Annotated in this window: 10 protein-coding genes; all 10 read left to right on the forward strand. The window is 57.7% G+C overall.

What is annotated here, in order from left to right; translation table 11 throughout:
* Nucleotides 1-328 precede the first annotated feature (328 nt).
* On the forward strand, nt 329-1,372 hold the full coding sequence (mreB, locus tag BEI65_RS24790) for a rod shape-determining protein MreB (RefSeq protein WP_085119693.1): 1,044 nt from the start codon (nt 329-331) through the stop codon (nt 1,370-1,372).
* 94 nt (nt 1,373-1,466) lie between these two features.
* Nucleotides 1,467-2,471, forward strand: a complete 1,005-nt coding sequence (gene mreC / locus BEI65_RS24795; protein WP_099065510.1) for a rod shape-determining protein MreC — start codon at nt 1,467-1,469, stop codon at nt 2,469-2,471.
* The gene (gene mreD, locus BEI65_RS24800; RefSeq protein ID WP_012147104.1) at nt 2,468-2,956 is read left to right on the forward strand and encodes a rod shape-determining protein MreD; all 489 of its coding nucleotides are present in this window, start codon (nt 2,468-2,470) and stop codon (nt 2,954-2,956) included. The genes mreC and mreD overlap by 4 nt, the downstream gene beginning before the upstream one ends.
* A gap of 10 nt (nt 2,957-2,966) precedes the next feature.
* On the forward strand, nt 2,967-3,551 hold the full coding sequence (locus BEI65_RS24805; protein WP_099065511.1) for a nucleoside triphosphate pyrophosphatase: 585 nt from the start codon (nt 2,967-2,969) through the stop codon (nt 3,549-3,551).
* A gap of 38 nt (nt 3,552-3,589) precedes the next feature.
* Entirely contained in the window at nt 3,590-5,059 is a 1,470-nt protein-coding gene (rng, locus tag BEI65_RS24810) for a ribonuclease G (RefSeq protein ID WP_012147102.1), read from the forward strand.
* A 104-nt stretch (nt 5,060-5,163) separates the two neighbouring features.
* Nucleotides 5,164-8,979 carry an AsmA2 domain-containing protein YhdP gene (gene yhdP / locus BEI65_RS24815; protein ID WP_099065512.1) on the forward strand — a complete coding sequence of 1,272 codons (3,816 nt, stop codon included), beginning with the start codon at nt 5,164-5,166 and terminating at the stop codon, nt 8,977-8,979.
* Nucleotides 8,976-9,836, forward strand: coding sequence for a deaminated glutathione amidase (nit1, locus tag BEI65_RS24820; protein ID WP_099065513.1), 861 nt, complete (start codon nt 8,976-8,978; stop codon nt 9,834-9,836). Before yhdP ends, nit1 begins: the two co-directional genes overlap by 4 nt.
* Before the next feature lie 7 nt (nt 9,837-9,843).
* A complete protein-coding gene (gene tldD / locus BEI65_RS24825; RefSeq protein ID WP_099065514.1) occupies nt 9,844-11,289 on the forward strand; it encodes a metalloprotease TldD in 1,446 nt (481 codons plus the stop codon).
* 290 nt (nt 11,290-11,579) lie between these two features.
* Nucleotides 11,580-13,253: a ShlB/FhaC/HecB family hemolysin secretion/activation protein gene (locus BEI65_RS24830; RefSeq protein WP_099065515.1), complete on the forward strand. Its 1,674-nt coding sequence runs from the start codon at nt 11,580-11,582 to the stop codon at nt 13,251-13,253.
* A gap of 26 nt (nt 13,254-13,279) precedes the next feature.
* A partial coding sequence (locus BEI65_RS24835) for a hemagglutinin repeat-containing protein (RefSeq protein WP_099065516.1) occupies nt 13,280-21,538 on the forward strand: 8,259 nt, incomplete at its 3' end.

Genomic DNA, 21,538 nt, shown 5'->3' on the forward strand with positions numbered 1-21,538 from the left:
CTGCCTGCGACAATGACGCCTATTTGATATAGGCTCTTGTCAGTCCTTTTCTGTTGAGCGTTGGTAGGTGCTTACCACCAACGGCAATCAGGGAATATGTTAGATTTTATGAGCTGTGTTACGCCGTTTCGTGCGCTGACAGGGTGGTAAACTGAGCCTTTGTTCAGGGAATTCAGGCCTCATCCAATTTCCGTGCATTCGAGCAGAAACAATACAGACTATTTTTCACCGAAGTAGAACGTTTTTGCGCCTTGTCGCTGCTTCGTGTGGTTGGTAAAGTAGGCGGATTTTATTTTCCGCCCCCAGCTTGCAGGATTATCCTTTAGTTATGTTTAAGAAATTTCGTGGCATGTTTTCCAATGACTTGTCCATCGACTTGGGTACCGCCAATACCCTTATTTATGTTAAAGGGCAAGGCATTGTACTGAACGAACCTTCGGTGGTTGCCATTCGCCAGGATCGTGCCGGTTCACCCAAGAGCGTTGCGGCCGTGGGTCATGAGGCTAAACAAATGCTGGGGCGTACGCCCGGCAATATCGCGGCTATTCGTCCGATGAAAGACGGCGTTATCGCCGACTTCTTCGTGACTGAAAAAATGCTGCAGCACTTTATCAAACAGGTTCACAGCAACAGCTTCATGCGGCCAAGCCCGCGCGTGCTGGTGTGTGTGCCGGTCGGCGCAACTCAGGTTGAACGTCGTGCGATCCGCGAATCCGCCCAAGGGGCCGGTGCGCGTGAAGTGTTTCTGATCGAAGAACCTATGGCTGCGGCAATCGGTGCAGGCCTGCCGGTTTCTGAAGCGACCGGTTCAATGGTGGTGGATATCGGTGGTGGTACTACTGAAGTCGCGGTGATCTCACTGAACGGTGTGGTTTACTCTTCTTCCGTGCGTATCGGCGGTGACCGTTTCGACGAAGCCATCATTAATTATGTGCGTCGTAACTATGGCTCACTGATTGGTGAAGCGACGGCCGAACGTATCAAACACGGCATCGGTTCCGCTTATCCGGGCGATGAAGTGCATGAAATCGAAGTCCGTGGCCGTAACCTGGCTGAGGGCGTGCCGCGCGGCTTTACCCTGAACTCCAATGAAATCCTCGAAGCGCTGCAGGAGCCGTTGACCGGCATCGTCAGTGCGGTGATGGTAGCGCTGGAGCAGTGTCCGCCGGAACTGGCTTCCGACATTTCCGAGCGCGGCATGGTGTTGACCGGTGGTGGCGCATTGCTGCGCAACCTGGATCGCCTGCTGATGGAAGAAACCGGTATTCCGGTCGTCGTAGCAGATGATCCGCTGACCTGCGTAGCTCGCGGTGGCGGCAAGGCGTTGGAAATGATCGACATGCATGGCGGCGATTTGTTCAGCGAAGAATAGTCAGCCCCAGGAAGGAGGAATCGTATCGGATGAATGCGCAAAGCGAAAATCAGGTACGGTTCCTCTTTCTGTTGTCGAGGAACACGCATAATTTATGAAGCCGATTTTTAGCAGGGGGCCTTCCCTGCAACTACGACTTTTTTTGGCAGTGATTGTGGCTATTTGCCTGATCGTTGCCGATAGCCGTCTCGGTACGTTCGTGAAAATACGTAACTACATGGACACGGCTGTCAGCCCTTTCTATTTCCTGGCCAATGGGCCACGCAAAGTTTTGGACAGCGTTTCAGAAACGCTGGCTACCCGCCAACAGCTGGAGCTGGAAAACCGGGCTCTGCGACAGGAACTGTTGCTGAAAAACAGCGATGTTCTTCTTCTTGGTCAATTCAAGCAGGAAAATGCCCGTTTGCGTGAGCTGTTAGGCTCGCCGCTGCGCCAGGACGAACACAAAATGGTCACCCAGGTGATCTCGACCGGTTCCGATCCTTACAGCGATCAGGTAGTGATCGACAAAGGATCAGACAACGGTGTTTATGAAGGCCAGCCGGTCATCAGTGATAAAGGCGTGGTCGGCCAGGTGGTGGCGGTGGCGAAGGTCACCAGCCGCGTGCTGCTGATCTGCGATGCGTCACATGCACTGCCGATCCAGGTGTTGCGTAACGATATCCGGGTGATCGCCGCAGGCAGCGGTTGTGCCGACGATTTACAGCTCGAGCATCTGCCGAACAATACCGATATTCGCGTGGGTGATGTACTGGTTACCTCCGGCCTGGGCGGTCGCTTCCCGGAAGGTTATCCGGTGGCGGTAGTGTCCTCGGTCAAAGTGGATAATCAGCGTGCCTACACGGTGATCCAGGCACGCCCTACGGCGGGCCTGCAGCGCTTGCGCTACCTGTTATTGCTGTGGGGTGCCGACCGTAATGGCGATATGCCGTTGCCGCCGGACGAAGTGCACCGTGTTGCCAACGAGCGCCTGATGCAGATGATGCCGCAGGTGCTGCCGCCGGCCGATTCTATGGGGCCGCCAATGCCTCTGCCGGCACCGGCAACCGGCGCTGCCGTACCCCCAACCGCTGCACCGGCCACTGGAGTCACCCAATGAATCGCTACCGCAGTAATGGGCGCTGGATAATCTGGCTGTCATTCCTGGTGGCGCTGGTGCTGCAAATCATGCCGTGGCCGGAACAGATCTACATGTTCCGACCTTCCTGGCTGGCATTGATCCTGATCTACTGGGTGATGGCGCTGCCACACCGGGTTAACGTCGGCACCGGCTTTGTGCTGGGGCTGATTATGGATCTGATCCTCGGTTCGACGCTGGGCGTGCGAGCGCTGGCGCTGGGGATCATTGCCTATCTGGTCGCGTTCAAATTCCAACTGTTCCGCAACATGGCCCTCTGGCAACAGGCGCTGATCGTGGTGCTATTGTCCCTGGCGATGGACGTTGTGGTGTTCTGGGCCGAGTTTTTAGTGATCAACGTCTCTTTCCGCCCAGAGGTGTTCTGGAGTAGTGTGGTAAACGGCATTTTGTGGCCGTGGTTATTCCTGCTGATGCGCAAAATCCGCCGTCAGTTCGCCGTACAGTAAGGGTATATCAATGACTTCGCTTTATCTGGCCTCCGGCTCTCCCCGTCGACGTGAATTACTGACCCTGTTGGCCGTGACGTTTGAAATCATCCTGACGGATACCGAAGAACAGCGGCAGGAAGGAGAAGCTGCCGAAGCCTATGTGCGTCGTTTGGCGCAGGATAAGGCCAGAGCAGGCGTGGCACTGGCTCCACAGGATTGTCCGGTGCTGGGCGCCGACACCATTGTGGTGCTCAATGGTCGGGTATTGGAAAAACCGCAAAACGAAGCGCATGCGGCCCAAATGCTGGCGGCGCTGTCGGGTAAACAGCATCAGGTGATGACCGCGGTGGCGATCGCCGATCGCCATGACGTTCTGTGCCAGCTAGTGGTGACAGACGTGACATTCCGCAACCTGTCACAGCAGGATATCTGCGACTATATTGCAACGGGCGAACCGATGGATAAAGCGGGCGCCTACGGAATTCAAGGAAAGGGTGGTTGTTTCGTCAGAACGATAACCGGGAGTTATCACGCGGTGATGGGCTTGCCGTTAGTCGAAACACATGAGCTGCTCAGTCATTTTGTCGCATTACGTGATGTAAGAACCGGTTGATGGGCGCTGCCATTATCGACCGGCTCTGAGGAGAAGGCATGACAGCTGAGCTACTGGTTAATATCACACCGTCTGAAACGCGGGTTGCCTATATTGATGGCGGCATCCTGCAAGAGATCCATATCGAGCGCGAATCCAAGCGCGGCATCGTCGGCAATATTTATAAAGGGCGCGTCAGTCGCGTGTTGCCGGGTATGCAGGCGGCATTCGTCGATATCGGCTTGGACAAAGCGGCCTTCCTGCACGCCTCCGATATCATGCCGCACACCGAATGTGTTGCCGGTGATGAGCAGAAAAATTTCCACGTGCGCGATATTGCCGAACTGGTACGCCAGGGGCAGGATCTGATGGTGCAGGTGGTGAAAGATCCGCTGGGCACCAAAGGCGCACGTCTGACTACCGACATCACTTTACCTTCGCGTTACCTGGTGTTCATGCCGGGGGCAGCGCACGTTGGCGTTTCGCAGCGTATAGAAAGTGAAGCCGAGCGCGATCGCCTGAAAAAAGCCGTCGCCGGTTACTGCGATGAACTGGGTGGATTTATCATCCGCACCGCAGCAGAAGGCATTGGTGAAGAAGAGCTGTCGCAAGACGCCGCCTTCCTCAAACGCCTGTGGACCAAGGTGATGGAGCGTAAAAAACGCAACCAGACCAAATACAAACTGTACGGCGAGCTGGCACTGGCGCAGCGTATTCTGCGCGACTTTGCCGGTGCGGCGCTGGACAGGATCCGCGTCGACTCGCGCCTGACCCACGATCTGCTGGTGGAGTTTACCGGTGAGTACATCCCGGATATTACCGCCAAGCTGGAGTTGTACACTGGCAGCCAGCCGATCTTCGACCTGTACGACGTCGAAAACGAGATCCAGCGGGCGCTGGAGCGCAAGGTTGAGCTGAAATCCGGCGGGTACCTGATCATCGACCAGACCGAGGCGATGACCACCGTGGATATCAATACCGGCGCCTTTGTCGGCCATCGTAATCTCGACGAAACCATCTTCAATACCAATATCGAAGCGACCCAGGCGATTGCCCGCCAACTGCGGCTGCGCAACCTGGGCGGCATTATCATCATTGACTTCATTGATATGAACAATGACGAGCATCGTCGTCGGGTGTTGCATTCACTGGAACTGGCGCTGAGTAAAGATCGGGTAAAAACCACGATTAACGGCTTCTCTCAGCTAGGCTTAGTGGAAATGACGCGTAAACGCACACGCGAAAGCATTGAACATGTGCTGTGTCATGATTGTCCTACCTGTCATGGACGCGGCACTCTGAAAACTGTGGAAACCGTGTGCTACGAAATTTTGCGTGAAATTGTGCGCGTGCACCATGCTTATGATTCAGATCGTTTCCTGGTTTATGCCTCTGCGGCGGTGGGTGAGGCGCTGAAAAGCGAAGAGTCCCATGCGCTGGCCGAAGTGGAAATCTTTGTTGGCAAACAGGTGAAGGTGCAGATCGAACCTTTGTACAGCCAGGAACAGTTTGACGTTGTCATGATGTAGTTCGCCTGTTGGCGACCAAAGTCCGGTATGGGTGGGGCTCAGCGTGCTGGGCCCCCCATGCATAGATATTCCCGTTGCCAGGCAGCGGAAGCAAGGAGAACTGCGTGAGGCGACTGCCTGGGATTTTGTTAGCTACAGGCGCCAGTCTGATTGTCGTCGTGGCGTTGCTGATCAGCGGGCTGCGTTTGGCGCTGCCTGAACTGAACAACTATCGCCCGCAACTGTTGGCCAAGGTCGAAAGCCTCTCCGGCGTACCGGTCCAGGTCGACTTTATGCAGGGAAGTTGGGAAACCTTCGGCCCGCAGCTGGAAATGCGCAACGTACGCGCCACGCTGCCTAAAAGCAACCTGCGTATTGAACGCGTTACGCTGGCACTGGATGTGTGGCAGTCGCTGCTGCACTGGCGCTGGCAATTCCGCGATCTCACCTTTTACCAACTCCAGTTTGATCTCAATACTACCCTGGGTGGCGATGAGCACCAGGGCAGCACCATCGAGCCGGGTAAAGTCAGCGATTTACTGTTACATCAGTTGGATCACTTCAACCTGCGCGACAGCCGCATTTCATTCCTTACGCCCGCCGGTGCGCGCGCCGAATTTGAGATCCCACAGCTTACCTGGCTTAACGGCCGCGATCGCCACCGTGCCGAAGGGCAGATTAGCCTGTCGACGCTGAATGGCCAGCATGGCGTGGTACAGCTGCGTATGGACCTGTGTGATAACCAGGGCTTATTGAATGTGGGTACGGTCTATATGCAGGCCGATAATATCGACATGAAACCCTGGTTCACCCGCTGGCTGCGCATTAATACCGGTCTGGAAAGCGCCGATTTCAGCCTGGCGGCCTGGCTGCAGATCAAAAACGGTGAGATCGCCGGTGGCAATGCGTTGCTGAAGCAGGGCGCGGCCAACTGGAACGTGGGGAAACAGCCACACCGGCTGGACGTGGACAATCTGGCGCTGACGCTCAGCCGCCAGGGGACCGGCTGGCAGGTCGAAGTGCCACAGTTAAACCTGGCCACCGACGGTCAGGCCTGGCCGCAGGGTAAGCTTTCGGCATTGTGGTTGCCGGAAAACACCGAGTTTATGGGGCCGGGGCAGACGGAAGAACTGCGCGTGCGCGCCTCCAATATTCAGCTAGAACGCCTGGCTGCGCTGTTGCCGACCTTCTCGTTCCTCAGCCCGGACGTACTTGATCGCTGGAACGATTTGCAGCCGCAAGGCCGGCTCAACGCGCTGGCATTAGATATCCCGCTGAAACAGCCGGAAAAAACCCGCTTCCAGGCCCGTTGGCAGGACGTTAGCTGGCAGCCGAGGAAACTGCTGCCGGGGATTAACCACTTCTCTGGCGCACTGAGCGGTGGCGTGGAGAATGGCCGCCTGCAGCTTGATCTCAACGACAGCACCTTACCGTACGGCGATATGTTCCGTGCTCCGCTGGAAGTCAGCAGCGCGCGTGGTGCGCTGACCTGGTTGAACAACGATCAGGGCTGGGAACTGGCGAGCAAAAATCTGGATGTGAAGGCCAAATCACTGTGGGTTAACGGTGATTTCCGCTACCAGCAACCGGCCAAAGGCGACCCGTGGCTGAGTATTCTGGCCGGTATCCGCCTGTATGACGCGGCGGACGCCTGGCGTTACTTCCCGGAACCACTGATGGGCAAGCACCTGGTGGATTACCTCAGCGGTGCCATTCAGGGCGGGCAGGTGGATAACGCCACGCTGCTTTACAACGGTGACCCACAGCATTTCCCTTACCGCAAACACGAAGGCCAGTTTGAAGTGTTTGTTCCGCTGCGCCACTCCACCTTCCAGTTCCAGCCGGAGTGGCCGGCGCTGACCGATCTGGCTATCGATCTCGACTTTGCCAACGAAGGGCTGTGGATGAATGCCCCGCAGACCAAGCTGGGCAAAGTAGACGGCAAGAATGTCACCGCCGTTATTCCGGACTACCTGAAAGAACGTTTGCTGGTTGATGCCGACGTGGCGGGCCAGGGCGCGGAAATCCATAACTATTTCGAGCAAACACCGCTGCACGATTCGCTGGGGGCGGCCCTGGATGAGCTGCAGATTGGCGGTAATGTCAGTGGGCGCTTACACCTCGATATTCCCTTGAACGGCGAGCTGGTTCGCGCCACGGGCGAGGTGGCGCTGAACAACAATTCACTGTTGGTGAAGCCGATTGAAAGTGAGCTGCAAAGGGTCAGCGGCAAGTTCCGCTTCGATAACGGCAACCTGAGCAGTGATACGTTGTCGGCCAACTGGTTCGGGCAACCGGTCGCGGTAAATTTCACCACCCTGGAAGGCAAAAGCGACTACAAGGTCAACGTTGGCCTGAAGGCCGACTGGCAGCCGGGCAAATTCCCGGGTATCCCGCAGGAAGTGGCCGATGCGTTGAGCGGCAGTGCTCCCTGGCAGGGTCAGGTTGCCATTGTCTTACCGCATAAGGGCGCAGCCAGCTATGACATTGGCGTTGATGCTGACCTCAAAAAAGTAAGCAGTCACTTACCTTCTCCGTTAGATAAACCGGCGGGTGAGTCCTTGCCGTTGAGCGTAAAAGTGAAGGGTGGCCTGAATGGGTTCATGCTGACTGGCAACGCCGGCAAGCAAAATCATTTCAACAGCGAATGGACCTTCGCCAAACAGCAGGTGACGCTGGCGCGCGCGGCATGGCAAACCGAGGGCAGTGGGACCCCGCCGTTACCGGCCGGTAAATCACTGACGTTGAATTTGCCGGCGCTGGACGGTGAGAAGTGGCTGGGCCTGATGGCACCGGCGATGAAACAAAGTGGCGGTTCGGGCAAGGTGGGTGGTTTTAACTTCCCGACCACCGTAGCCCTGAAAACGCCGCAGTTACTGCTGGGCGGACAGGCCTGGCACAAGCTGACACTCTCGGCGGAGCAACAGCTCGGTGGCACCCTGATCAGCGCCAAAGGCGAGGAAGTCGACGGCAGCCTGCGGGTGACAGAACGTGGGCCGTGGCGTGCCGATATCAACTATCTTTATTACAATCCGCAGTTTAGTGACAGCAAGGGCACCCCGACCACGGCAACCAACCCGTTGGCGGTGGTAGACAAGGTTTCCTTCCGTGACTGGCCGTCGTTGATGCTGCGCTGCAAGTCGTGCTGGGTGATGGGGCAAAACCTCGGCAAGGTGGAGGCAGATCTGGCCAATCAGGGCGATACCCTGACCCTGGAGCATGGCTTGATCGACACCGGCAAAGGACGCATGACCGCCAGCGGCCTGTGGAAACAGAACGCTCAGGAAGAGCGCAGTTCGCTGAAAGGCAAGCTGCTGGGCGGCAAAATTGACGAAACCGCCGCTTTCTTCGGCATCACCACGCCGTTGAAAGGTGCGCCTTATGACATTGATTTTGATCTGTACTGGCGTGGCACGCCGTGGAAACCGCAGATGAATACCCTCAGCGGTGCACTGAAGGTCAATATGGGCAAGGGAGAGATCGACAGCATGGGCGGCGGTCGTGCTGGCCAGCTGTTGCGTTTGGTCAGCGTCGACTCCTTGTTACGTAAGTTGCAGTTCGATTTCAGCGATACCTTCGGCAAAGGTTTCTACTTTGACTCCATCCGCAGCACCGCGTGGCTGAAAGATGGCATAATGCATACCGATAATCTATTGGTTGACGGACTGGCGGCGGATATCGCCATGAGCGGTCAGGTCGATTTGGCACGCCGACGGATTGATATGGAAGCGGTTGTCGCACCGGCTATTTCGACCACTGTCGGTGTCGCCACCGCATTCGTGATTAATCCGATCGTCGGCGCGGCGGTGTTTGCTGCCTCGCAGGTGCTGGGGCCGCTGTGGAACAAGATCTCACTGATTCGCTACCATATCAGTGGCGATCTGGACCAGCCGAAGGTCAATGAGGTGTTGCGTAAGCCAAAGGAGAAGAAGGCGCCATGAGAAATGCTAACGTTGCGTTGTTACAGTTGTGCAGTGGTGATCGGGTGCGTGACAACCTGGCCCAGATTGAACAGCAGATTAAGCAGCTCAATGCCGGGGTAAAACTGGTGATGACGCCGGAGAACGCCCTGCTGTTCGCCAATTCCGCGGCTTATCGTGAACATGCGGAACACCAGGGCGACGGACCGCTGCAGAATGCGGTGCGCGAGATGGCGCGGCGCTATGGCGTCTGGCTGCTGATCGGCTCGATGCCGCTGGTCAGCCGTGAAAACCCTGCGCTGATCACCACCAGCAGCCTGCTGTTTGACGACCAGGGCGAGATCCGTGGGCGTTACGACAAGCTGCACATGTTTGACGTGGACATTAACGACTCCCACGGCCATTATCGAGAGTCAGATACCTATCAGCATGGCCAGCAACTCACGGTGGTGGATACCCCGGTCGGGCGGCTTGGCATGACCATCTGCTACGATCTGCGCTTCCCGGCGCTGTTCCAGGCGTTGCGCGCGCAGGGTGCTGAACTGATTTCCGTACCGGCGGCCTTTACCCGCGTGACCGGCGAAGCGCACTGGGAAATCCTGCTGCGCGCCAGGGCGATTGAAAACCAGTGTGTGATCCTGGCACCTGCGCAGGTTGGCAGCCATGGCCCGACTCGTCGTACCTGGGGCCATTCGCTGGCGGTGGACGCCTGGGGCAAGGTACTGGCTGAAAACCCGGATGCGGTCTCGGCATTGAAAGTCCGGGTCGATATTGCCGGGCTCAAAACGATTCGCGAGCAGATGCCGGTATTGCAACATAACCGATTCCAGACGTCGCTGACGGCGCCGTTTGACAAAAAATCCTCCATTAAAGAGTGAAAAAATTATGAGTCTGACGTTTGTCAGTGAGCAGTTACTTGCTGCCAATAAGCTGAGCCACCAGGATCTGTTTTCCGTCCTGGGGCAACTGGCCGAACGCCGCCTCGATTATGCCGATCTCTATTTTCAGTCGAGCTACCACGAAGCCTGGGTGATTGAAGACGGCATCATCAAGGATGGTTCCTACAATATCGATCAGGGGGTCGGGGTGCGTGCCGTTAGCGGCGAGAAAACCGGCTTCGCTTATGCCGATCAGATCACCCTGAACGCCTTGCAGCAAAGCGCCCATGCGGCGCGCAGCATTGTGCGTGATATCGGCAATGGTCAGGTGCATACCCTGGGTGAAATCAGCCATAAGGCGCTGTATCCCCTGCTTGATCCGCTGCAAAGTCTGCCGCGTGAAGAGAAAATCGCCCTGTTGCACCGTGTTGACAAGGTCGCGCGTGCCGCCGACAAGCGGGTACAGGAAGTCAGTGCCAGCATCACCGGCGTGTACGAGCAGATCCTGGTGGCGGCTACCGACGGCACTCTGGCGGCGGACGTTCGCCCACTGGTTCGTTTGTCAGTCAGCGTGCTGGTGGAACAAGACGGCAAGCGTGAACGTGGTTCCAGTGGTGGCGGCGGCCGTTTCGGCTATGACTATTTCCTGGAAATCGCTGATGGCGACGTCCGTGCCGATGCCTACGCCAAAGAAGCGGTGCGCATGGCATTGATTAACCTTTCCGCAGTGGCGGCCCCGGCCGGCAATATGCCGGTGGTGCTGGGCGCGGGCTGGCCGGGTGTCCTGCTGCATGAAGCGGTGGGCCACGGCCTGGAAGGCGACTTCAACCGTCGCGGTACTTCGGTATTCAGCGGCCAGATGGGCCAGTTGGTGGCCTCCGAGCTTTGCACTGTAGTGGATGACGGCACCCTGCAGGGGCGTCGTGGTTCACTGGCGATCGATGACGAAGGCGTGCCAGGCCAATACAACATGCTGATTGAGAACGGTATCCTGAAAGGCTACATGCAGGACAAGCTCAATGCGCGTCTGATGGGCGTTGCGCCGACCGGCAACGGCCGCCGTGAGTCTTATGCGCACCTGCCGATGCCGCGCATGACCAACACTTACATGCTGGCGGGCAAGTCGACGCCGGAAGAGATCATTGCCAGCGTTGAATACGGCCTGTATGCGCCAAACTTTGGCGGCGGCCAGGTAGATATCACCTCTGGCAAATTTGTGTTCTCCACCACCGAAGCCTATCTGATCGAAAATGGCCGCATCACCAAGCCGGTGAAGGGCGCGACGCTGATTGGCTCCGGCATTGAGGCGATGCAACAGATTTCGATGGTCGGTAACGACCTGGCGCTGGATAAAGGCGTCGGCGTCTGCGGTAAAGAGGGGCAAAGCCTGCCGGTGGGCGTCGGCCAGCCGACCCTGAAGCTGGACACCCTGACCGTGGGTGGTACCGCGTAATACTTTCCCTGGGGCCGGTTCACGGCCCCTGTTAGCCTCTTTTTTGCGGCGCTAATCGCATTAACAGCAAATTCCCTCCATCTGGCTTAAATTAAGACTGATTCACTGTTTTTCCCTGTTAGAGAAAATCAATAAGCTACATTTACCCTTTCCAGGTGACTTTCCGCTGCCTGCTTTAGGAATGTTCGTAACTGAAGGGCCAAATCCGGGTCGCGGCTAATGGTTCGCATCTTGTTACATCCCTCGTTCTGTCGTTAAAATGCCGAAAAAACACACGGATGACCTTCTGAATGGATTCAGTCACTCAACGGCTTTCGGCAGCTTTGCTGTGCCTCTTATTTTCCTCCGCCACCGGCGCGAACCTGCTTAGCCCGGCGGATCGTGACACCATCCAACAGCAGCAGCGTGAGTTGCTGGATCAAAACCAGCAGCAGCGGCAGGAATTGCAACGCAGCCTGACGCCGACCTTGCCCGTAACCCCGGCACCCAATGCCAGCGCTGGTGGCCATTGCTTCACCATCAACCATATTCGGCTGGAAGGCGCGGATCATCTGCCCGCCAGTGCGCAACGCAAACTTACTCAAGATTATCTGCAGCAATGCCTGAATCTGGGGCAGATCCAAACGCTGGTACAGCAGATTTCCGACTGGTATATCAGTCGTGGCTATATCACCAGTCGCGCATTTCTGACCGAACAGGATCTGTCGCGTGGCGAACTGCGGTTACTGGTGCTGGAAGGCAAACTGGAGAAAATCCTGCTGGAGCAGCAGGACGATCGCATGCTGAAAATGGCCTTCCCAGGCCTGCAGGGCAACATCCTTAACCTGCGTGATATCGAACAGGGCATGGAGCAGATTAACCGTCTGCGCCAGCAACCGGTGCAGATAGAAATCTTGCCCGGCAGTCAACCGGGCTTCTCGGTGGTCAATTTGAGCGCCAAACCCGAGTTTCCGCTGATGCTCGGGTTGGGGTTCGACAACAGTGGGCAAAAAAGTACCGGCACCGGGCAGATCAACGGATCGCTGACCGGCAATAACCTGCTGGGGCTGGCGGATCAATGGTTTGTCGCCGGTGCGCGCAGCAGTGATTTTGCCAACGACCATAATGCGCGCAGCGTGCAGACCGGCGTCAGCCTGCCTTACGGTTACTGGACGCTGGATTACAACTATTCCTACAGCGACTACCTGACCACCCTCAATAACCAGGGTTTTGACTGGCGTTCCAGTGGCGACAGCCAGACTCATCGGCTGGGTGTTTCGCGGGTGTTGTTCCGTGACGGCGAAATGAAAACCGGTATGTCGCTCGGGCTGACGCACCGTATTAATCGCAATTATCTCAACGATACCCGGCTGGAAAGCAGTAGCCGCAAACTGACCAGCGTTACGCTGGGCGTCAGCCATAGCCAAAAACTGCTGGGCGGTTTCGCTACCCTGAACCCGGCCTACAGCCGTGGGGTGCCCTGGCTGGGCGCGGAAAATGACAGCGGTAAAGTCAAAGAAGCCCCCCGGGCCGAGTTTCACAAGCTTTCGCTTTCCGGCAGCTATTACCTGCCGCTGGGGCAGGAGTGGACCTATCTCACCAGTTTATACAGTCAGTGGAGCAACCACCGTTTGTACGGCAGCGAACGCCTGACGATTGGCGGCGAGAGCTCGGTGCGCGGCTTCAAAGAGCAATACCTTTCCGGCGACAAGGGCGGCTACTGGCGTAACGAGGTGAACCGCTCGCTGGTGACACTGCCCTACCTCGGCAGCATTAACGCCCTGGCGGCGGTGGACGGCGGCTATCTGCATCACGATACGCTGGACGCCAACGCCTCCGGCACGCTGTGGGGCGGTGCCGTAGGGCTGGGCAGCCGTAACCGCTACTTCAGCAGCCAACTGACCCTCGGTTGGCCACTGGCTTATCCCGACTGGCTGAAACCGGATCGGGTCTCGGTTTATTACCGGGTCAATATCGTACTTTAACGCTAATGCACAGGAAGGTTTCAAGGATGAAGCGCCAAAATAATCAACCGCTTAAAGCTCATCAGCGTCTGCTGAGCTACACCCTGTGCATCTTGCTTGCCGGGCAGCCGCTGCTGCCGGCGCTGGCCGAAGGCATCAACGTGGCCGAGGGTAATACCCGGGTCGATCAGGCCGCCAATGGCGTGCCTGTGGTCAATATCGCCACGCCGAATCAGGCCGGTATTTCTCATAATAAATACAACGATTTCAACGTTGGCAAAGAGGGGATGATCCTCAACAACGCCACCGGTCAGCTCAACCAGAGCCAGCTTGGCGGCCTGATTCAGAACAACCCCAACCTGCAGGCCGGTAAAGAAGCGCAGGGCATCATCAATGAGGTGGTAGCACCCAACCCTTCACAGCTGCGCGGCTACCTGGAGGTGGCGGGCAAGCAGGCCAGCGTGATGGTGGCTAACCCCTATGGCATCACCTGCGACGGCTGTGGCTTTATCAATACCCCCAACGCAACGCTGACCACCGGCAAGCCGGTGCTGGACGCCGACGGCAAGCTGCAGGCGCTGGAAGTGACCCAGGGAGCGATCACTATTCAGGGCAAGGGGCTGAATGCCGGCAACAGTGACAAATTCGCCCTGATCGCTCGCGCTACCGCGATCAACGCGGAACTGCATGCCAAAGACCTCAGCATTACGCTCGGTGCCAATCGGGTGGATGCGACAGGCAAGGCCACGGCGATCGCCGGTCAGGGGGAAGTTCCCAAAATCGCCATCGATACCGGTGCGCTGGGCGGTATGTACGCCAACCGTATTCATTTGGTGTCCAGTGAAAAAGGGGTGGGGGTTAACCTCGGCAATCTCACCGCGCGTGAAGGCGATATTCAACTGGAGGCCAATGGTCAACTGCGGCTGAACAACACGCTGGCACAGGGCAACCTGAATGCCACGGCGGCGAGCATCACGCTGAGCGGCAAGCATAAGGCGGAGCAGGCGCTTACCCTGAACAGCCGTGGCGATATCGCTATGGAGCAGGCCACGCTGAGCGCCAAAGGCGATATGAACCTGACCGCCGCCGGCAAACTGCAGGCGGGTAAAGCCGATACGGATGGCCGCTTGCAGTTGAATGCCGCCAGCCTGAGCAGCGATAAAAACAGCAGCCTGACGGCCGAAGGGGATATCAACCTGACGCTCAGCGGCGACGGCAACTGGCAGGGCACCCTGACCGCCGGACGCGATCTGCACTTGCAGACCCATCATCTGACCAACAGCGGCCAACTGGCTGCCAATCACGACAGCCGCCTCAAGACACAGAACCTGACCAACTCCGGTCTGATACAGGCACAGGGCATGCAGAACCTGACCAGTGCCCAACTCAATAACCCGGGGCAGTTGAAAGCGGGCGGTGTGCAGACCATCACCGCTAACGGTGTCGATAATCAGGGGACGATCACTTCCCAACAGCAGCTCGATCTGCGGGTGCGCGACAAGCTTAATGTCGGTGGCTCACTGTCTGCTGATGGCTTGTTAACGGTACAGGCTGGCGAGTTTTTGTTGGCCGGAAAAGCCAACGGCAAGCAGGGTATTACCCTGGACCACACCGGCGTGCTGAAGACTGAGCTGGGTTCATCATTGCTGAGCGACAGCAATATCACCCTCACCGCTGATGACGTGCAACTCGGCGGGCTGCTTTCCAGTGAGCAAGGCCTGACGCTGGAAACGCCAAAACTGCTGTCTACCGCCGGCGCCCGCACCCAGTCCAAACAGGACATGACGCTCAAGGTTGCGCAAGACGCGCAGTTGGCCGGCGTGTTCAACACGCTGGGGGATTTGAAGTTTTCTGCCGCCACTGCGCATAACAGCGGTGACATTGGCGCCAGGTCGCTGGATCTGACGTTCACCAAAACCTTCAATAACGCCGGTAAGTTTGAGGCGGAAAATACAATAACCCTCACCACGCCATCGTTGATCAATTCGGGGGTTATGGTCGCCAAAGGCATCGAGCTTAATGCCGACAGCCTGGACAACAGCGGGCGACTGCAGGCGTGGGAAAACGCGAATATCACCAGCAAAGATCTGCAAAACCGCCTGGCGGGCCAGTTGCTGGCCGGTGGCACACTGACGCTGCAGGGCACCGAGCTAAACAATGCCGGCAAGCTGCAAGGCAAGACCGTAGATATTGACGTGCAGCGTTGGGACAACACCGGCAGCGCGCTGGGCGACAACGGCTTAACCGCCGTGGTTGGGCTGGCGTTGAAAAACAGCGGGCAACTGCTGAGCGACGGGCCGATGAAACTGACGGCAGCCACGCTGAACAACGACGGTAAAATACTGAGCGAAGGCGCGTTAGCGCTTTCGGCGGACAGCGTCAGCAATCAGGGGGAAGCGCAAGGTGCGACCACTCACGTTACCGCCAAATCGCTGACCAACAGCGGCAACCTGATTGGCATACAAAAGCTGGTGTTGCAGCTGGAAAAGGATCTGAACAACGCCATCGGTGGCAAGTTGCTTAGCGACGGTGAACTCACGGCCAACGCGGCGACGGTGAATAACAGCGGATTATGGGATAGTGGGAGTATTACGCTGACGGCTCAGCAACTGGATCATAAAGGCACGTTGCAGGCGGACAAAGAGATCTTGCTGGATCTGAGCGGCAGTCTTACTGCTGATGCGGGTAGCAAGATCTTCTCCAATGGCAAGGCGGACCTGACGGCGCTGTCTTTGGACAACCAGGGCCATATACAGGCCGATGAACTGAAATTGAACGCCACAGACCTGACCAACAGCGGCAGGCTGCAGGGGCAAACCCACCTCGAGGCCAAGCTGAGCGGTGTATTCAATAACCTGGCAGGCGGTAACCTGCGCAGTCTGGGAACCTTGCGGCTGGAGGCGGCGGAGCTAAATAACGTCGGGCATCTGCAGGGCGATGGCAGCAGCGTGCTGCAGTTGGATCGTCAGTTGACCAACTCCGGCAACCTTAAGGTGGGCGGTGCGTTGAGCCTGAAAGCAGCGACGCTGATCAACAGCGGCTGGCTGCAAGCCAACAGCCTGACGTTCAACGGTACCCGTTTGGATAACAGCGGCACATTGAGCACCACCGGCGATAACCAGCTGACGCTCGATAGTCTGAATAATAAGGGCACGCTGCAGGGCGGTAATTTAATCCTGCAAGCGGACAGCCTGGATAACAGCGGTACGCTGCTGGCGACGAGCCAGATGAGTCTCAAAGTGCGGCAGGTAGATAACCAAAAGAGCGGCAAGCTGTTGAGCGGTGGCGATATGACACTGGCAAGCAGCCTGCTGAATCAGTACGGCCAACTGGTGGCACTGGGCAACATGACGCTGACGCTGAAGGACGCCTTTACCCAGAATGGCACTCTGGCGGCTGGCAAAGCGCTGGCCCTGACCAGTGACGGCGATATTCTGCTGCAAGGCACCACTCAGGGCCAGGGTGTCGATGTGCGCAGTGGCGGCCAATTAACCAACGCCGGCACCTTGCGCGGCGGTAGCGGCGAAATGCGCCTCGAAGCCGCCGGGATCACGCAAAATGCCGATGCCAGCCTGCAGTCGGGCGGATTGGTGCAGTTGTTGAGCCGTGGCGACATTAGCAATAACGGCTTTATCGGCACCGCCGGTGATCTGCTGTTGAGTGCCGCTAACCAATTGATCAACAGCGGCATGTTGTACGCCGGTGGCGATATGAAGCTACTGGCGGATCGCATCACCAACCAGCGCGGCGACATTCTGGCAGGCAAAGACCTGTGGATGCAGAAAGATGCTGGCGGCAAGGCCAACAGCCAGATCGTCAACACCTCCGGCACCATAGAAACCGAAACCAGCGATATTCATATCAACACCGCGCATCTGCTTAATCAGCGTGATGGGCTAAAAACCTCAGTTACACAGGAGGATCTGACCAAAAAATACGACTGGCTGAACGGCGCCACGGCCAGCATCCCGCTGAGCTTCTTTGACGATGACGAGTACGGCTACTACACCGTAGATACCATGCGTCAAATGGCGGGGGATGCTGCACGTGAAGTGTACAAGCGGTATACCTACGCCTCGCCGTATGCCACGACCAAAGAGATGGCGCTGTCGACCAGTAAAGTAACGGTCAGCAGTGATGGCGGCGCGGGACGCATTGCCGCCGGTCGTAACATGACGCTGAATGCCACCACGCTGGATAACCTGGCCAGCGATATTCTGGCCAATGGAGATATTGCACTTACCGGCAGCAAGCTGAACAACCAGTCATGGTCTGCGGGTACAGAAACGCGCTATCAAACCTATACCTATCAAAAACCGCCGTTGCCGGGATCGGATAATAAGCCGAAGGTATCTGCTGTATCTGCAATCAATGACTACGCCAAAGGGAAAATTGACGACAAGAATATCCACTATAAAGCCAGCGGAGATGTGCGCACTGAACGCACCGACGACGGAGTCTATCGTTCAGTGATCCAGGCCGGTGGCGCGGTCAACGCCGACTTCAGCGACAATATCAGCAATACCACGCTGACCCCGAACGCCGGTAGCCTCAGCCATACCCTGACCCGACCCACGTTGGACAGCCTGCAGCAGCCTGACGCCGTCAGCGGCGTAGAGCAGCAAGCGTTGGCGAAGGATCAAAGCGTCGTTTTCGGCACGCCGGAGTGGAAAGACAATCTGCAGGCGGCACTCGGCACGCTCGGCAATAACGCCGTAGACTTGTCAGATTACCCACTGCCAAGCAGTGGCAATGGCCGCTTTGTTGTGACGGAGGATCCGAGCAGCCCTTATCTGATCACCACCAACCCCAAACTGGACGGCCTGGGCCAGTTGGACAGCAGCCTGTTCAACGATCTCTATGCCATGTTGGGCCAACAGCCGGCCGTTGCCCCGCGTGAAAGCGACAGCCGCTTCACCGATGAAAAGCAGTTTATCGGTTCGGCCTATTTCCTCGACCGCCTGAAATTAAACCCAGATTACGACTACCGCTTCCTCGGGGATGCGGCGTTCGATACCCGTTACATCAGCAACGCGATGCTCAGCCAAACCGGCCAGCGCTATCTCAACGGCGTTGGTTCCGAACTGGCACAGATGCAGCAACTGATCGACAACGCGGCACGGGCGCAGAGCGGCCTGAATCTGCAGTTTGGCATCAGCCTGACACCGGCACAGGTTTCACAGCTGGATCACAGCATCGTCTGGTGGGAGAAGGTGACGGTCAACGGCCAGACGGTACTGGCACCCAAACTCTATTTGGCCAAAGGTGATGTCGCCCCACTGGGCGGCAGCGTGATTGTCGGCAATAAGGTTAACCTGAACGGCGGCAGCATCCGCAATGACGGCAGCACGCTACAGGGCGGCGAGCGCCTGAACGTCAATAGCCAGGCGGACATCAGCAACCTTAATCAGGGGATGATCGACGCTACCGGTGGGCTGAAGTTGAGTGCTATCGGTGATATCAGCAATATCGGCTCAACCATCAGCGGTCAGCGTGTCCAGCTTGCAAGCCAGGATGGCAGCATTATCAACAAAACCCAGGCCCGCCAGTGGGATGCCACCGGTACCCAGGGCGGCCAGTCGCTGACGCTGTCGCGCACGGAAGTCGGTGATGCCGGCGTGATCCGCGCCGGAGATACATTGAGTATGCAGGCCGGTAACAATATCGATATTACCGGGGCGCAGGTTACCTCTGGCGGTGCAATGGATCTGCGGGCGGGTGGCGACGTCAATCTGCTTGCCAATAACACCTCTCGTGCCGATAAGTCTGACGGCGGCCGCTGGGGCGGTGGGCTGAAAGAAAGTGAAACTCATGGCAGCCTGGCTAGTGACATCAGCGCGGGTGGGCCGTTAAACGTCAGTGCCGGGCAGGATCTGAATCTGACCGCCAGCCAAATCGGCAGCAAGGGCGATGCGGCATTAAAAGCCGGACGTGACATCAATCTGCAAACCGCCGAACAGGGGAGTCGTCAGAAAACCGACGGCAGTGAACACATCAGCAGTGGTGCAACCCGTAGCACCATCACCAGCGGCGGGGATCTGCAGTTGCAGGCCGGTCGCGACCTGAACTCGCAGGCAGCTGCGCTGGTGGCAGACAACGACGTCAGCCTCCGCGCCGGGCGTGACGTTAACCTCAATACCCAGCAAAGCCGGGAATACCAGGAAAGCCACGGCGGCCGCCAACAGCGGGTGAATGAGTCCATACGCCAGCAGGGCACGGAAATCGCCAGCGGCGGCGACACGCGCATTCAGGCCGGGCGGGACGCAACCCTCAACGCCACCCAGGCACAGGCCAGCGGTGACGTGGCGGTGAGCGCCGGGCGTGATATCGCGCTGAACAGCGCCACTGAAAGCGACTACAGCTTCTTCGAAGAGACCAAGGTCAAAAAAGGACTGATGTCCAAAACCACCACCCATACGGTGGAGGAGGACTATGCCACCCACGAGAAAGGCGGCTTGCTGAGCGGCAACAACGTCTCGCTCAATGCCGGTAACGATCTCAAGGTGCAAGGCTCGACGGTAGTCGGTGACGGCAAGGTGAACCTGCAGGCGGGCAATAACGTCGATATTGTGGCGGCGACCGAGGAACAATCCAGCTACCGACTGAACGAGAAAAAAACCAGCGGCGTGTTCAGCGGCGGCGGCATCGGTGTGACCTTCGGCAGCAAATCTTCCCGCCATCAGTTGAACGAAGACGGCACTACCCAAAGCCAGAGCGTCAGCACCATAGGTTCAACCGGTGGCGACGTGAATATCGTGGCCGGCGGCAAGGCGCATATCGGTGGCGCGGACGTGATTGCGGATAAGAACCTGTCGGTGACGGGAGATAGCGTGCAGATCGATCCGGGCCAGGATATTCGCCGTCGTGATGAAACTTTTGAGCAGAAGCAGAGCGGCCTGAGCCTTGCCTTGTCCGGTACGGTAGGCAGCGCCATCAACAGTGCGGTGACCACCGCCCAGCAGGCGAAGCAGGAGACCGACGGGCGACTGGCGGCATTGCAGGGTACCAAAGCAGCCTTGTCCGGCGTGCAGGCGGTTCAGGCAGGGCAACAGGCAACGCTTGGCAATACCGATACCGAAGAAGGCAGCATGGTCGGCATCAGTATCTCGCTGGGTGCCCAGAAATCGTCGTCGAAGCAGCATCAGGAGCAAACTGCCGTTACCGGTTCCTCGCTCACTGCCGGCAATAACTTGCAGTTGACGGCTACCGGCAAAGGCAACACGGCCGACAGCGGCGATATTGCCGTGGTGGGCAGCCAGCTAAAAGCGGGGGGAGACACCACCCTGAATGCCGAGCGGGATGTGCTGTTGTTGGGTGCCGCCAATACGCAGAAGACCGAGGGCAGCAACAAGAGCAGCGGCGGTAATATCGGCGTCAGTATTGGCGTGGGACAACAGACCGGATTGAGCGTGTTCGCCAATGCCAACAAGAGCCAGGGTAGCGAGCATGGCGATGGCACGTTCTGGAGTGAAGCGACGATAGACAGTGGCGGTACGCTGTCGATGCACAGTGGCCGGGACACCCTGCTGTCGGGGGCCCAGGCCAGTGGCGAAACGGTGAAGGTGGATGCCGGACGTAACCTGACGTTGCAAAGCCAGCAGGATAGCGATAACTACGACGCCAAGCAGACCAGCGTCAGTGGCGGTGTCAGCGTGGCCATCATCGGCGCGGGTGGCTCCGCCAGCCTGAGCATGAGCCGTGACAAGCTGCACAGCAATTATGACAGCGTGCAGGAGCAAACCGGTCTGTTTGCCGGCAAGGGCGGCTATGATGTTAAGGTTGGCGAACATACGCAGTTGGACGGTGCAGTCATTGCCAGCACCGCCACGGCGGATAAGAACCGTCTTGATACCGGCACACTGGGCTTCAGCGATATCCATAATCAGGCGGATTTCAAGGCCGAGCACCAGGGGGGGAGTATCAGCAGCGGCGGCCCGGTGGGGTCAGATCTGCTGACCAATCTGGCAGGCGCAGCCCTTTCCGGTGCAGGTAATAAAGGGCACGCAGAAGGCACCACGCAGGCGGCGGTGTCGGGCGGTAGCGTGGTTATTCGGGATCAGGCCAATCAAAAGCAGGATGTTAATCAGCTCAGCCGGGATACCGAGAACGCCAACGGCAGCATCGGGCCGATTTTTGACAAGGAGAAAGAGCAGAACCGGCTGAAGCAGGCGCAATTGATTGGCGAGATAGCCGGGCAGACAATGGATGTTATCCGCACTCAGGGTGATATCAATGGGCTGAAGGCGGCGAAAGCGGCCAACCCGACTGAAAAAGACGTCAAGGTTCTGCGTAATAGCGATGCCTAT

Source organism: Serratia sp. BW106 (assembly GCF_002607755.1).
In the GTDB taxonomy this organism is placed as follows: Bacteria; Pseudomonadota; Gammaproteobacteria; order Enterobacterales; family Enterobacteriaceae; genus Serratia; species Serratia proteamaculans.